Genomic DNA, 14,053 nt, shown 5'->3' with positions numbered 1-14,053 from the left:
GTCAGAACTGCTGCTCTAACACGATCGGATCAGTGCAATTTCGGCGATCATTTTGATCGAAACTCTGATCGATAAGCAGCGTGCCGAAAATTCCATTGACAGTCTGCGATCCGGCCCATGATCGCCCATAGCGCATAGGCCATTTCGGCGGCAGCGGCGCAGCCCTAGTTTCGCGCTGGGATGGCCGTGACTTGGTCGACCGTTTCGATGAGCTGGTTTAGCTTGCTACAATTCTGGATTGAAAGGAGATGCTTCGAGGTGTTTCCAGCGCAAGCCGATCTCAGTCCATCTGGCTGTGGCTTCGTCCAATCGCACCTTTATCAAACGTTTGGCACCGGAGTATTGGGCAACCTCTTTTGCGTCATGCAAAATTTGGGCTGAGCCGTTTACATGAAGGGCGACGCCTTTTTCGAAATCGATGAACAACAAGCCGACGTCGGGATATGCCAGAATATTGCCGAGCGTATTGAACAGATTGTTACCCTGATAATCGGGGATCGTGAGCGTATGGTCATCACCTAAATGCATGAACCCCGGTTCACCGCCGCGATGGGATATATCGACGCCTTCATAGGGCAATCCGCTGCCATCCAGATGGTGGCTTGCGATGAAGAAAGTATCGGCATTTGCGATGAAGGAAAGGTCATCGCCTGACAAGCGTCCTGCGCTCTGAGTAGGCAGTGCCGCCGCAGTTTGGCCTGAACGCCGCGTGATCTCGCGGGTGTGAATGTATTTTGGACAATTCCCGTAAGATTGCCCGACGCTGATGCTAAGGTGATCAGGTTCTATCGCTTCTATTGTCCCGTGCATCCGGTTTCTGCGCCGATTGGTAAGGTCGAGCCCCAGAACACCGATATGCGATCCGACCTGAACATCCGACAATGGCGATGCAGCAGGTGAATCACTAAGCGCAATCGAAAGCGTTTTGGGATCGGGCGACTGGATAAATCCAGGCGGGCCTGACAGGATCGAGGCAGCCGGCAGGCCAGCTTCGGTCAAAGTGCCAAAGAACGCATATTCGAGACCTTGGAAGAATTCGCGATGTTGATCTGGCATGTGATCGCGGACCATGATCGCGGCTGCTTTTGCAACCTGATCGCGCATGCCAACGCTGGATTGCAGGGTGATCTCTCCGGGGTGGAAGGTTGTATCGCTCACATTGCGCTCCTCAGCTCAGACGTTGACCGCATTGTAACACACAATCCGTCCATTTCGGCAGCTGCGTATCAACCGTATGATATTGCAGCCGCCGAGGGGGAGGGAGGTTAGGTGGCTTGCGCTTTCAGGAACCCGCGATACTTGGCTGGGGTGATACCAACATTTTTGCGGAACAGCTCAGTCATATGAGATTGGGACGAGAACCCCGCACCATACGCAATGTCCGCGATCGAGTCGGCAGTTTCCTTGAGCAGCTTGCGCGCAAATGCGAGGCGCCGATCAAGAATGTACTGATAGGGTGATTTGCCTGTCGCGGACTTGAACGTCCGGGAAAAATGCGGTGTCGACATGTGGCACATCTCGGCAAGCTCCTTGAGCTTGAGTGATTGATCGATGTTCTGGCTGATATAACTGTCCAATTTGGAAATCATGCTCGCCGAAAGGCTAAGGCATGTCTTGGCGCGGTTCTTTAGGCTCGACAGGGTCTCTGCCATGGCCATCACACCCAGCGCTTCCAAAGTCGCCGGATTTTTTCCCAATGGGGTAAGCAGCAATCGCCGAGCCGTGTTGGCGAGTTTCAAAAGATGCTGTGCGTTAGGGATCAGAGAGGCGCGATTAAGCACTGCATTGTTCTCTCCATTGCCCGCAGCAAATAATGTCGCTCTCACTGATTGATCGATCTCGAAGATGATAAATTCAGCATTCGAAATCTCATTGATTGCAAAATCGTGTGCGGCGCTGGGAATGAGAAAGCCTTGGCCCGGTAGCAGTTCGATCGACACTGCATTGCCACCAATGGAGTAGCTCAACACCTGTTTCGAAAAGGGTACGATGATCGTGTCGCTGGTATCGAGGTTAAAGCCATCGCTGACGGTGGTTGCCTGATCGAACAGACGAACGGTGACAGTGCTGCTGGTGAAGCGAAAATCTGGTTCAGCTTGCACAAGAGCGGCAGGTCGGTCGCCATCGCTGAAACCAAACTTTGGCGCAGGAGACTGAAAGTCATTGCTCGCTGTAAAAGGATTTACAGTGTCCGGGCTGATGGGGGATTGCGATATGAACATGTGATACACTCCTTTGTCGCAGCATCGTGGCTGATGTCCCAAAGGTTCTGCCAACAGGCCCATAATCACAAACATAGAAATCTGGAGAAATACGCATCTCTAGCGATCTTCACCTTTCTACAGGTCGTTGATTGATATTAATCGTTTTTAATCAGATGATTAAGTGATTTCAGATTTTTCGAAAAACCCGAACTGAAGTCGCGAAATGGCGGCTATTTCTTGCTCTTTCGGAAAGACTTCAGTTCAAAATAGAGAAATTTGTCAGGCTAGGCGAAATTTTATTACGCTGACTTTGAGCGGAATTTGACAGGCCAAACATCCGATATTCAGCGCCGCCGAGGTGCAATAAATCGAGTTCTACCGGGACAAGCCCCAATTGATCTCGGCCCTTGATAGCCGCAACAAACGGAAAATCTCATGAGCAAGAAGCAATTGACGACCGCCGCTGGAGCGCCAGTGCCAGACAACCAAAACATTCAGACTGCTGGCCCTCGAGGCCCGGCTCTTCTGCAAGACGTGTGGTATCTCGAGAAGCTCGCCCATTTTGATCGCGAAGTCATTCCTGAGCGCCGGATGCATGCAAAAGGTTCCGGTGCCTACGGTACATTCACTGTCACGCATGACATCACTAAATATACGCGAGCAGACTTATTCTCCGAAGTGGGCAAGACCACTGACGTATTTGCCCGGTTCACAACGGTGGCCGGTGAACGCGGAGCTGCTGACGCAGAACGCGACATTCGCGGCTTTGCGTTGAAATTCTACACCGATGAAGGAAATTGGGATCTGGTTGGTAACAACACTCCGGTTTTCTTCCTGCGCGATCCGCTCAAATTCCCCGACCTGAACCATGCCGTGAAGCGTGACCCGCGTACGAACATGCGTTCCTCCCAGAACAACTGGGATTTCTGGACATCTCTACCAGAGGCGCTGCATCAGGTTACCATCACCATGAGCGATCGCGGCATTCCCAAAAGCTATGCCACGATGGATGGGTTTGGCAGCCACACTTTCAGTTTCATCAATGCACAGAACGAAAGGTTCTGGGTGAAGTTCCACTTCAAGACGAACCAAGGCATCGAAAATCTGAGCGATGCCGAAGCCGAGCAATTGGTTGGGCAGGACCGCGAGAGTCATCAACGCGATTTATATGACCGGATTGAACGCAAAGCGTTCCCATCCTGGGATATGAAGGTTCAGATCATGAGCGAGCAGGAGGCGATGGATTGTCCGTTTAATCCCTTCGATCTGACAAAGGTGTGGCCGCATGGCGACTACCCATTGATTGACGTTGGCCGGTTTGAGCTCAATCGTAACCCTGAAAACTTCTTTGCCGAAGTGGAGCAATCCGCATTCAATCCGGCGAATGTGGTGCCGGGGATCAGCTTTTCTCCTGACAAGATGCTGCAGGGCCGGCTGTTCTCTTATGGGGATGCCCAGCGTTATCGCCTCGGTGTGAACCACGCGCAAATTCCAGTAAACGCGCCGCGTTGTCCGGTGCATAGCTATCACCGGGATGGCGCCATGCGCGTGGATGGCAATTATGGCGGAACGCTTGGTTTTGAACCCAACAGCTATGGTGAATGGCAGGAGCAGTCCGACTACGCCGACCCGCCATTGGCGCTTTCGGGTGCCGGGCATAATTGGGACCATCGCGAGGATGGAGACTATTTCACCCAACCGGGGAATCTGTTCCGCCTGATGAGTCCGGACGAACAGCAGCGACTATTCGAAAACACAGCACGTGCGATGTCCGGCACATCCAAGGACGTACAGCAGCGTCATATCGATAATTGTAAAGCCGCCGATCCTGAATATGGACGCGGGATCGCGGCTGCATTGGGCTGAGAAGGTTGAATCAACGGCTCACACTCGGGCCGGGCAGGATGAGAGAGAATGCTTCGGCCCGGGTGTGAGATCAAAAGAAAGCGCGGAAAAGCGAAACTATCTAGTGATAGGTATTGACATCAACGGAGACCTCTCTATTTGACTACCGATCGCTAGATAGTCAGCAACTGGATATGATCCTCGCGACATATGCGCCGCACCTGGATCGTGCTCATTTCCTGATGAACCTAGCGATTATCTGAAAGACACATTCTGATCTGTGGTCGAAGATCGACATCTTAGATGAGAACTTAAATTGAGGATTTCCGCACCGTGCCTTCCGAAATAGCGGAGCAGCGGGCGAGTTTTTGAAAGGAAGTAGCAATGCGTGATTTATTCCTGTCGCTAGCCTTGGTTAGCACCGCCGCGCTGGGAGCAACTGCCCCCGCTCAGGCTGAAGTCGGTCAGACCGAAGCCGCAATGTCGTATGGTTATGAGGCTGTTGAAGGAACAAAGATATTCTTCCGCGAAGCAGGTGACCCGTCGAAACCGGCGCTTGTGCTGCTTCATGGATTTCCCAGCTCTTCACACCAGTACCGGAACCTCATCCGCGAGTTGAGCGACGACTATTATCTGATTGCGCCAGACTATCCTGGCTTTGGTGCCAGCGATTTTCCGAGCAAGGACGCATACGAATATTCGTTCGACAATATCGCTCACACGATCGACACTTTTCTAGAACAACGCGGTATCAAAAAATATTCGCTGTTCATTCAGGATTATGGGGCACCCGTCGGCTTCCGCATCGCGACGGAGCATCCAGAGCGCGTGCAATCGTTGATCGTCCAGAACGGCAATGCATACGAAGAAGGGCTGAACAAGGAAGCCTGGGCGCCCATCATGCAATTGTGGGAGCAAGGCCGGGGCAATCAAGAGCTGGAAACGGCAATCGCTTCCTCTGTTTTCAGTCTGGGTGGACTGAAGTGGCAGTACACGCATGGCACGCGCAATCCCGACGCTGTCCTGCCTGACAACTGGCTGCTCGATCATCAGAGCCTGTCGCGTCCAGGCCAGCACGAGGTGCAGCTCGGCCTGTTCTATGACTATCGCAATAACGTCGCGAAATATCCGGAATGGCAGGCCTATCTGCGCGAGCATCAGCCACCGGTCTTGCTCGTTTGGGCAAAGAATGACGCGTTCTTCCCTGTTCCCGGGGCCGACGGTTACAAGCGCGATGTCAGGGATCTCGAATACAATATCCTCGAGACCGGCCATTTCGCTCTTGAAGAGGATATGGAGTTGATCTCCACAAAGATCCGCAGCTTCCTGGCCAAGCGCGGTATCCAGTAATCAAAATATCTACACAAACGCGTGTAGCAGAAGGTCAGGCGAGCACGATGCTCGTCTGGCCTTCTCTGCATTCAGATTAACGATATTTAGCGGCAGACGGGCAAGATTGATGGGGCCTCTGCCGGATCAGGAAACATCATGACCAAAATTCTTCTGGAAACTTCGGAACTCGCAGAATGGGAAGCGAGCCGTCCGGTGATCGTGGATACGCGAAGCCCTTCCGAATATCGCGAGTCTCATATTCCTGGGGCGGTGAACGTTCCCGATATCTTCTCATACCTCGCATCCTCGACACCCGAAGGGATCGCCGAATTGCGCGAGCATTTCGCGACTGTCTTCGGGCAGGCTGGGATCGATGCAGAACAGACCGTTGTGTTCTACGAAGAGGGAATGGGAACGGGCTTTGGCCAGTCATGCCGAGGCCACTTCATGTTGACCTATCTCGGCAATCCCAATTCCTATGTGCTGCATGGCGGATTGCAAGCCTGGCGTGCGGAAAATCGCCCGCTGACCGATATCGTCCCGCAAGTGGATGAGGCGGTGTTCCATCTGAACGATACAGGCCTTGGCCTGATGGTCGGGAAAGCCGATGTCCTGCGCGAGATCGGGAGGGACCGCGTGACATTCCTGGATGTACGGGACGTCGATGAATGGATTGGTGAAAGTTCCTCTCCCTATGGGAAGGATTTCGTGCCGCGCAAGGGGCGGTTACCGGGTGCCAAGTGGCTCGAATGGTATCGGATGATGAAGCCGGTCGGCTCCTCATTCCGGATCAAGAGCCCGGCTGAAGTACGCGCTGAATGTCACAATATCGGCCTCGATTTCAGCAAGCCGATCTGGCTTTACTGTTTCAAAGGGGCTCGCACATCCAACACTTTCGTCGCGCTTAAACAGGCCGGGTTCGACAATGTCAGCACCTATTTCGGTTCATGGAACGAGTGGGCGCGTGATTCAGAACTGCCGATTGACGAAGGCCTGCTCGCAATCTGAATGGAGAATTAGCGAACGAACAAACGTACCTCTGCGGCGTTGAATACCGATTTGAATCGATAAGGCCGCCATACCGGTATGTTCGGTATGGCGGCCTCTCGGGTATACGACCTTGCTTACTAGGAGCTTCGCGTCAGGCAGCGCTCCGGCAATCGAGGCAGGGTTCGTGCGCAGGCAGTTCCTGCGGCATCGCGTCTCTTGCGGCGCGCAATGCGGTGCGCACCCCTTCCTCAACAACGGGGTGGTAGAATGGGCTGTCGAGCATCTGCTGAATGGTCCGCTCTGATTCGATCGCCCAGGCTAGTAAGTGTGCGATATGTTCGGCAGCGGGGCCGATCATTTCGGCACCCAGGAAACGTACCGTCTGTCGGATCAGCATAAATGTTCAGCTTGCCAGCGTTCTTGAGCGCGACACGCGCGCGCCCCTGGCCGGTAAAGTCAACAGAGCCGGTGACGAATGCTTGGTTCTTATCGAGCAATTCCCGATGAGACAGACCCACCATCGCGATTTGCGGATCCGAGAAAACGACGCCCATCGGTGTGCGGCGATGGCGCTCCGCCACGAACGGGAAACGCGCGGCATTCTCACCTGCGATACGTCCGGCATCGGACGCTTCGTGCAGGATCGGAGCATCCGGTGCTGCATCTCCGGCGAGAAAGATATGGCTATAGCCAATCCGGGCGCTTTTGGGATTCCAGTCAAGCGGCATGCCGCGCTCGTCCAACTCCAAGCCAGCAGCTGGCAGACCGAGATTGTCGGTGTTCGGACGTCGGCCTGTGGCAGCGAGCATGTAGTCGAAGCGTTCCTGCGTCCCGTCATGTTCTGTTACGACGATAGTATCGCCTTCGCGCTCAATACTGGATACATGTGTGTCGGGGCTGAAGCGATATTCTGCGGAAAGGCTTGCTCGCGCGCTTTCGACGATCTCCGGATCGGTGAGTGGGCCTACCAGCCCTCCCAGGCCGAACAGCCTTACGCGCACGCCAAGCCTGTGAAGCGCCTGCGCCAGTTCCATGCCGATTACACCGTTGCCAAAAACGGCAACGGATTCGGGCAGATCGGTCCAGTTGAAGACATCGTCATTGATAATCAGCCGGTCACCCAGATCGTTCCAGGCGTTTGGCCACACTGGCCGCGACCCGGTTGCAATGATGATCCGGCCGGCGTGGATCTTGCGGCCATCATCCAGACGCAGGACATGCGGAGAAACGAAATGTGCCCGTCCGTGTACGCGGTGTTCTTCGGGCCAAGAGACAACATCTTCTTCGACAAAGCCGACGAAACGATCGCGTTCAAAACGCACGCGGTTCATGACCGCGACGCCGTCGATCTTGACGGAACCCGTGTTCACTCCAAACTGTGATGCATGCGCGGCGGTGTGGGCGGCTTCGGCGACCGCGATCAGGAGTTTTGACGGCATGCAGCCGACTCGCGCGCATGTAGTGCCATATGGTCCATCCTCGATTACCAGAATGGAGTCGGTAAATCGGCGGGCCGATTTATAGGCGCTCATACCCGCGCTTCCCGCTCCGATAATCACAACATCAGCTTCAAGGTCGAAATTCTGTTCCATAGTGCATACTCCTTATTGATACCTATCGATAGATAGCTTCGGCGGAAAATACTTTCGCAGATTTGGCTTTTCACATTCCAATCATGATCAAACGGGTGACTTGTCCGGTGCGCGGGCCGTCAGGTTGCGAACTCTTTCGTCACGTAATCCGCCACCGTTCGCAAAACTGCGGGGTCCTTCCTCGATCGGGCGATGATAATCGCCCCCTCCAGCGCGGCGACCACTGTCAGCGCTCGGGGTTTGGCGTCATCGCCGCCCAATGCTTCTGCAAGCCAGTTCGTCAGGTGATCGAAATATTTGGCTACCTTTGGTGATAGTGCGGCTGGCAGAGATGAAATCTCGGCCCCGAAAATCCCGCACAGGCACATCAGATTGTCGCTCTCATTCGATGAAATGAACAGGCTGGCGATTTTTTGAAGCGCTGCCGGGCCGGATAGGGCGTGCGGATCCCCCAGCTCTTCCTTAGCGCGTTCAAGATAGCGTTCGCCCAGCGCCTGAGCCAAATCCTCCTTGGTGGGGAAGTGATAGTGGACACTGGCGCTCTTGATCCCGACATCTTCCGCAATCTCACGAAAGCTGAAACCAAAATAGCCACCGCGTCTCGCACGCTGCTCAGCGGCATCAAGAATTTCTGTTCGTTTATCCATAGTGAAATCAGCGTCCTAAAGAATCTATCGATTGGTAGGTATAGTGTCTTTGAAGAATTTCAATCCCGAATTTGCTTCGGGGTTTTTCGCATGGATCGTCAAGCCAATACCGATCATCACAACAATACCAGAAATAGCGAGGCGTTGCGTAATGGCCTCGCCTAGAAAGAGCGCCGCAATCAGCGCGGCCGCTATTGGTGTTGCCAGTTGTACGCATGCAAGCACGCTTAGTCGCAGGCTTTGGGCAGCCCTGAACCACAATGCGTAGCCCAGGCCGGAGAATACAGCGCCCGACACCATCGCAAATTGAACACCGCGTGACAGGCCCTGATCTGCCTCGGCAATCACTTCAGGTATGCCGAACGGAAGTGTCAGAACACTCGCCAACGCGAACTGACGGGCCACGCGCTGAATTGGTGAGCCTTCCGCTCGCCCGCTCACAGTGTAAGCGCCCCAGCTCAAACCTGCGATAACCATCAATATCACAGGCCATGCGGTCGCTGGACCAAAGGACGGAGCAAACAGATACAGAAGGCCAAGAAACGCGATGATAACACCGCCGATCGAGAGCAACCCAATCCGTGTTCCGATCAGCGCTCCAAACCCGAGGATTGCAAACTGGGCAGCAGCCATCAGCAGCAAGGCACCGTTCGCGATTGGAAGCGTCACATAAGCAGCCGAGAATGCATAGGCATAAACGGTCAGCGCAATCGCACCGGGTAAATCGGATTTTGACGGCCAGTGTTTGAGGAAAGGGATGAGGATTACAGCTCCCGAGGCAATCCTGACGAAAGAGAACAATTCCGGTCCCACTTCCCCTGTCCCAAGGGCCAAACGTGCCAGTATGGAATTGGCAGCGAATGCGATAATCGCAAGCGAAGTTATGAACGCGGTTCGCATGATCTGGGCTTCTTTCCTGGATGGTAGAGCGGAGAATTCGAGGCGAACATACCTCAAACTCTCCGCAACTACAGAACGCCTAAGCTATTGGCGTCCAGCGGTCACGCCGCCATCAACCGACAATACGGTGCCCGTGATCCAGCTGGCGGCATCCGATGCTAGGAACAGCGCCGCCTCTGCCACATCCATCGGCTGACCATTGCGGTACGAGCGGGTGGAAGGCGTTGAAGCCGGGTAGAGTTTCGCTCACTTCTTCGTCTGACATGAAGGTGTTGTACACCGGTGTTTCGACGACCGCAGGAGCGACGGCGTTGATCCGTATGTTGCTCGGTGCAAGCTCGATTGCGAGGTTACGAACCATTGCGTGGACGCCTGCATTGGCAGCGGAATATGCCGCCGACGGTGTCGCGCCGATCGCCTGAATCGCCCAGAGGGAGCCGGTCTGCACGATTGCGCCGCCGCCGTGCTTCGCCATTTCCTTGGCCGCAGCTTGGGCGGTGAAGAATTTGCCCTTCAGGATCGTATCGAGGAACCAGTCATACTCGGCCTCGTCCAGATCCAGAAACGGCTTTGGCTGAAAAACTCCGGCATTGTTGAACAGCACATCAAGCCGACCGAACTCGCTCACCGCAGTATCGACAAGCTGACGACCCGTTTGTGGGTCAGCGATATCGCCAGCAAGCACCGTTACGCGCTCACCAGTCGGATCAATCTCTTTGGCAGCAGCCAGAAGCTTACCTTCATCGCGGCCATTGATCGCAACCTTGCCACCATCGGCGACAAATTGCTGAGCCATTGCTTTACCGATTCCCGATCCACCACCGGTGACCGCTGCTATCTTTCCATCGAATCTCATTTTGATTTCCTTCCTAAACTCTATGTGGGCTCATGTGCCTACCAACTGATAGGTATGTTACTGTTAGCATCATGTCAACACCTATCAATAGATAGGCTCTTTGCCGCCTATTTCTGTCAGAGTTACGACCTTGTCAGATTTCGGTTTTGGAGGTTCAATGACTGGCGAATAGCCGCGCCATTTATGCTTGCCTGCCGCCCGTATTGGTGTATTGCATCGCTAATACAATAAGGTGATGATTATGCGATGTTCCTCGATCCTCTTAACGATTGCCGCTGCAGGCCTGCATCTCTCCGCCTCGGCTTCGGACGCTGAGCAAGATGGCGTAATCCAAGCACCGAGCGACATGCCCAGCCATGTACAGGACGCTGCCAATGCTGTGCTGACGCAACCAAATATTGGAGGGCTAGGCATTGCCCGAATCGAAAATGGTAAAATTGTATGGACCGGCTATTTTGGCGAACAATCGCCCGGCGTTGCGGTTTCTGAAAACACAGCGTTCAACACTGCTTCGGTCGCTAAAACTCTGATCGCAGAAACGGTTCTTCGTCTTGCTGATCGCGGAGAGATGTCGCTCGACGATCCGATCGAAGAATATTTCCAACATCCCGAACTATCGCAAGATCCACGCTATGCCGGCCTGACACCGCGAATTTTGCTCTCGCATCAGGCTGCCTTGCTCAACTGGCCATGGATGTATGATGATGACCGTCTGGCTTTTGTCGCCGATCCAGGGAAGGGCGAGGTAAGCTATTCGGGCGCTGGGATAGAAATAGTCATGGCGTATCTCGAGGCTCGCTTTGGCAAAACCTATCCCGAAATTGTAAAAGAGGTGGTGCTGGAGCCGCTTGATATCGATGGTATCGCAGTAGGTCGCGAGGAATGGCTTGAAGGTCACGTTAGCGAGCCGCGCGGCGGAGATGGTACTGTCTATCCGCCCTTTACCCGCAGCGGAGATGAGAACCTGATTCCTGTCGGGAGCTATTCTGCGGCAGATAATCTGTACGCGACCGTTCCAGGGTATGCAAAACTGATAGTAGCGCTGATCGAAGGCAAAGGTTTGTCCGACAAAATGCAGGAACAACGGGCTGCGTTGCACTCAAAATCGGACACCGAATTGGGATATGTATGCATTTCTGCCGCAGAAGATTGCCCCGATCCGATTGGGTTTGGCATCGGTTGGAGCCTGTTTGGCGAGCCAGATCGAACGATTATCAACCATGGTGGCAACGATTTCGCCGAGCACGCGCAAGTGTATTTCATTCCGGAGACACGTGAAGGCCTGGTATTGTTTGTAAATGGTGGAAATGCGTTTCCCGCAGGTATCGACATTATCGAAGCGATTGATCCCGATCTGCGAATGGCAAAACACTTCCGCGCGCTGATCAATTCAATGCGTGAGAGGCAAGCAAGCGAGCGCTAATGCGAGTTACCTTTTGGGCGTTTACACGGCGTCGCGATTAACTGCGCAGGGTCATCATGACCGTTTTCATAAACCTGCGCGGCCATATCAGTGGTATTCGGATTCGCTTGAGGGGTGAGCCGCCCGATATTTGGCGATCGCCAGAAGCCAGGGCAGTATTGGGCGCTTCGCATCGCAGGTATGGAGCTTCTTCGCCACCGATTTCAATGTGTCGTCGACAGCCAGAAAAGCCTGATCGTCGGGCAGGATTCTGGCGAAGAACAGTTCAAGGCAGATCGAAAACTCATCGAGCAATTGCCGGTATGCTTGCTTTTCACCGCGCATCGAGCGGAATGCGAGAGCTTTCCAATGCTTGGGATCCTCGCACACAGTGACCGTATCGATTGATCGAATTGCCTGCCAGTTAGGGCGATCATGCCGTTTGGGTGAGTGATATGCCTTTGGGCTTTTCACAATAAGTTCGCCCCAGGCTATCGAGCGATATTGATGATCGTTCGCGGACAATTGGGTCGCCATAACTTCCTCCTGATAAGCAGCTGTTTCAGTTGGCTGAGATGGCGGTATCGCAGCGCGAAGTCTGAGCGTATTTCAGATTTGCCAAGCAATGTTCGATTTCTATCTCCGGTGCACGGCGAGATGGTGCCAACGGCGTAGGATGTCTGTCGCATCAAAGCGCTTGAGGGTTTAAGGTCTCAAAACTGCATGACATCGCTGCGTAAATGCAGGTGGCGCCGGGGATTGGTATGACTTTGCCAAATGCTTAGCCGATCAGACGGTATCAATCTGTCATGCGCACGCCGCGCGGTACGGCAGGGTTTGGCTGCTTAGAGGCCCAGTTCCGAGAGGCCCAAATGATCGTCAGGGCGTCGGCCAAGTGGCCAGCGGAATTTGCGCTCCGCCTCGTCAATGGCGTGCTCGTTAATACTAGCATATCGATAGGCCATCAGTCCGTCTTCGGCAAACTCCCAATTCTCGTTTCCGTAGGCGCGGAACCAGTTGCCGTCTTCGTCACGGTATTCATAAGCATAGCGCACAGCGATGCGATTTGCGCTGAAGGCCCATAACTCCTTGATCAACCGATAATCGAGTTCCTTTTCCCATTTTTGCGAGAGGAAAGCTTCGACCTGTTCCCTGCCTTCAGGAAATTCCGCGCGATTCCGCCACTTTGTATCGGTGGTGTAGGCGAGTGCGACTTTGGCCGGGGCGCGACTATTCCAGCCATCTTCGGCGAGGCGCACCTTTTCACGCGCGGTGGATTCAGAAAACGGGGGAAGGGGTGGACGTGTCATCGTGCATATACTCATCGGTGAGATTTAAGCGGGATTCTTGCACGCATGAACGGCAATTGCTTTTGCGATCAGATGCGCTCACTTCGGCTAAGCGCCGCTGGCCTTGCTCCTCCGGCACCGTTCCACTCAGGCGAAGTACTGCAACAGTCGCGATCATTGTCGCTAGCAAGAAAAAGCCAATCCCGAGGCGTTGCGAGCTCTGCTTGCGCAGGGACTCCCGTGTAAAGCCCTGGCTCTGGTCCAGCGCGGCCTTTTCGAGCGGATACAATGGGATAATCATGCCTGGCTCTCCAAAGTGACAACATCTCTGAGAAGCGACCATGTAATATGATGGTTGTGCATCATCATCGCTCGCTCCAGGATCCGCTCACTACAGTTTAAGACCGGAACAGACTTAAGGGCGCTGCTACAGAAGAGAATGCTCATTTGGGTCAAAACATCGTTTCAACTGGCGAAACAGTGTGTCTGATGTTCGGGGCAGAATCAGGGTAAGTCTGCTTCTCCACTGTTAAGCCGTGATCGGTTGCGAGATGCCCGGACAATTCTTCAGGTGAAATAGTGTCATGCACAAAGCGAAGGTTCTGAAGCTCAACCTGCTTCACTAAGTAAGCGCACACTCTTTTCCGACAGGAGAATTCCAGTGCGTGGTTTTAAAGAGCCAATAACGTTTGCCTTTATGGGGTTTTTGGTGGTTTCGGTGATCCAGCTTCCACCAGTGATCACGGCAAGGGCGGAAAAAACAGCAAGTATAGAAGCCCATGATGCTGCATTGGGCGGCCAGACCGTTGTATTTGGCAGAGAGCGGCAGGCGCGGCTGGGCCAATTCATGACGTCCGCAAGGCGCGAACGCCACCGCCAAGGCGACGATGCGCTGGTCAACTCTCTTGATCAACTGAGTAGTCGCGCATCAGAAGTGTCCGTCGTCATGACATTTGGCACAGACTGAGAGTTGATCGTTTGGAGGACTGGCCTCGT

14 protein-coding genes and 1 pseudogene are annotated in these 14,053 nt (G+C 54.0%); 5 read left to right on the top strand and 10 right to left on the bottom strand.

From position 1 onward, the window contains the following. Positions 1-225: 225 nt before the first annotated feature. Positions 226-1,158: a pyridoxamine 5'-phosphate oxidase family protein gene (locus ACZ1GM_RS10990; RefSeq protein WP_472676498.1), complete on the bottom strand. Its 933-nt coding sequence runs from the start codon at positions 1,156-1,158 to the stop codon at positions 226-228. Positions 1,159-1,265: 107 nt separating this feature from the next. Next, entirely contained in the window at positions 1,266-2,222 is a 957-nt protein-coding gene (locus ACZ1GM_RS10985; RefSeq protein ID WP_472676497.1) for a helix-turn-helix domain-containing protein, read from the bottom strand. Positions 2,223-2,639: 417 nt separating this feature from the next. On the opposite strand from ACZ1GM_RS10985, the gene ACZ1GM_RS10980 reads away from it, so the two are divergent. From ACZ1GM_RS10980 to ACZ1GM_RS10970, 3 genes are all read left to right on the top strand, one after another. Continuing rightward, positions 2,640-4,070 (top strand): catalase, encoded by a 1,431-nt coding sequence (locus tag ACZ1GM_RS10980; protein WP_472676496.1) that lies wholly within the window; start codon positions 2,640-2,642, stop codon positions 4,068-4,070. A gap of 363 nt (positions 4,071-4,433) precedes the next feature. Then, positions 4,434-5,399 (top strand): alpha/beta fold hydrolase, encoded by a 966-nt coding sequence (locus ACZ1GM_RS10975; RefSeq protein ID WP_472676495.1) that lies wholly within the window; start codon positions 4,434-4,436, stop codon positions 5,397-5,399. A gap of 138 nt (positions 5,400-5,537) precedes the next feature. Further along, entirely contained in the window at positions 5,538-6,389 is an 852-nt protein-coding gene (locus tag ACZ1GM_RS10970; protein WP_472676494.1) for a sulfurtransferase, read from the top strand. A gap of 133 nt (positions 6,390-6,522) precedes the next feature. Here ACZ1GM_RS10970 and ACZ1GM_RS10965 read toward each other — a convergent pair whose 3' ends face one another. From ACZ1GM_RS10965 to ACZ1GM_RS10940, 6 genes and pseudogenes are all read right to left on the bottom strand, one after another. Continuing rightward, a complete protein-coding gene (locus ACZ1GM_RS10965; RefSeq protein ID WP_472678551.1) occupies positions 6,523-6,705 on the bottom strand; it encodes a hypothetical protein in 183 nt (60 codons plus the stop codon). Beyond that, positions 6,620-7,963 (bottom strand): dihydrolipoyl dehydrogenase, encoded by a 1,344-nt coding sequence (locus tag ACZ1GM_RS10960; RefSeq protein WP_472676493.1) that lies wholly within the window; start codon positions 7,961-7,963, stop codon positions 6,620-6,622. Before ACZ1GM_RS10960 ends, ACZ1GM_RS10965 begins: the two co-directional genes overlap by 86 nt. Before the next feature lie 119 nt (positions 7,964-8,082). Continuing rightward, a complete protein-coding gene (locus ACZ1GM_RS10955) occupies positions 8,083-8,610 on the bottom strand; it encodes a TetR/AcrR family transcriptional regulator (RefSeq protein ID WP_472676492.1) in 528 nt (175 codons plus the stop codon). A 24-nt stretch (positions 8,611-8,634) separates the two neighbouring features. Next, positions 8,635-9,510 carry a DMT family transporter gene (locus tag ACZ1GM_RS10950; RefSeq protein WP_472676491.1) on the bottom strand — a complete coding sequence of 292 codons (876 nt, stop codon included), beginning with the start codon at positions 9,508-9,510 and terminating at the stop codon, positions 8,635-8,637. 84 nt (positions 9,511-9,594) lie between these two features. Continuing rightward, the gene (locus ACZ1GM_RS10945) at positions 9,595-9,699 is read right to left on the bottom strand and encodes an SDR family oxidoreductase (RefSeq protein WP_472676490.1); all 105 of its coding nucleotides are present in this window, start codon (positions 9,697-9,699) and stop codon (positions 9,595-9,597) included. Between the two features lie 64 nt (positions 9,700-9,763). Beyond that, positions 9,764-10,366, bottom strand: a pseudogene (locus ACZ1GM_RS10940) (SDR family NAD(P)-dependent oxidoreductase); the annotation flags it as partial. Between the two features lie 241 nt (positions 10,367-10,607). Here ACZ1GM_RS10940 and ACZ1GM_RS10935 point away from each other — a divergent pair. Further along, positions 10,608-11,789 carry a serine hydrolase domain-containing protein gene (locus tag ACZ1GM_RS10935; protein WP_472676489.1) on the top strand — a complete coding sequence of 394 codons (1,182 nt, stop codon included), beginning with the start codon at positions 10,608-10,610 and terminating at the stop codon, positions 11,787-11,789. Between the two features lie 87 nt (positions 11,790-11,876). Here ACZ1GM_RS10935 and ACZ1GM_RS10930 read toward each other — a convergent pair whose 3' ends face one another. Together ACZ1GM_RS10930 and ACZ1GM_RS10925 are read right to left on the bottom strand one after the other, a co-directional pair. Beyond that, entirely contained in the window at positions 11,877-12,305 is a 429-nt protein-coding gene (locus tag ACZ1GM_RS10930; RefSeq protein ID WP_472676488.1) for a hypothetical protein, read from the bottom strand. 308 nt (positions 12,306-12,613) lie between these two features. Continuing rightward, the gene (locus tag ACZ1GM_RS10925) at positions 12,614-13,078 is read right to left on the bottom strand and encodes a nuclear transport factor 2 family protein (RefSeq protein WP_472676487.1); all 465 of its coding nucleotides are present in this window, start codon (positions 13,076-13,078) and stop codon (positions 12,614-12,616) included. 640 nt (positions 13,079-13,718) lie between these two features. Between ACZ1GM_RS10925 and ACZ1GM_RS10920 the strand changes: the two genes are divergently transcribed. Next, complete coding sequence (locus tag ACZ1GM_RS10920; RefSeq protein WP_472676486.1) at positions 13,719-14,024, top strand: hypothetical protein; 306 nt, start codon at positions 13,719-13,721, stop codon at positions 14,022-14,024. The last annotated feature ends 29 nt before the right edge of the window (positions 14,025-14,053 follow it).

It is taken from the genome of Qipengyuania sp. JB2-7 (genome assembly GCF_055693485.1).
This window is presented reverse-complemented; position numbering and strand designations above follow the sequence as displayed.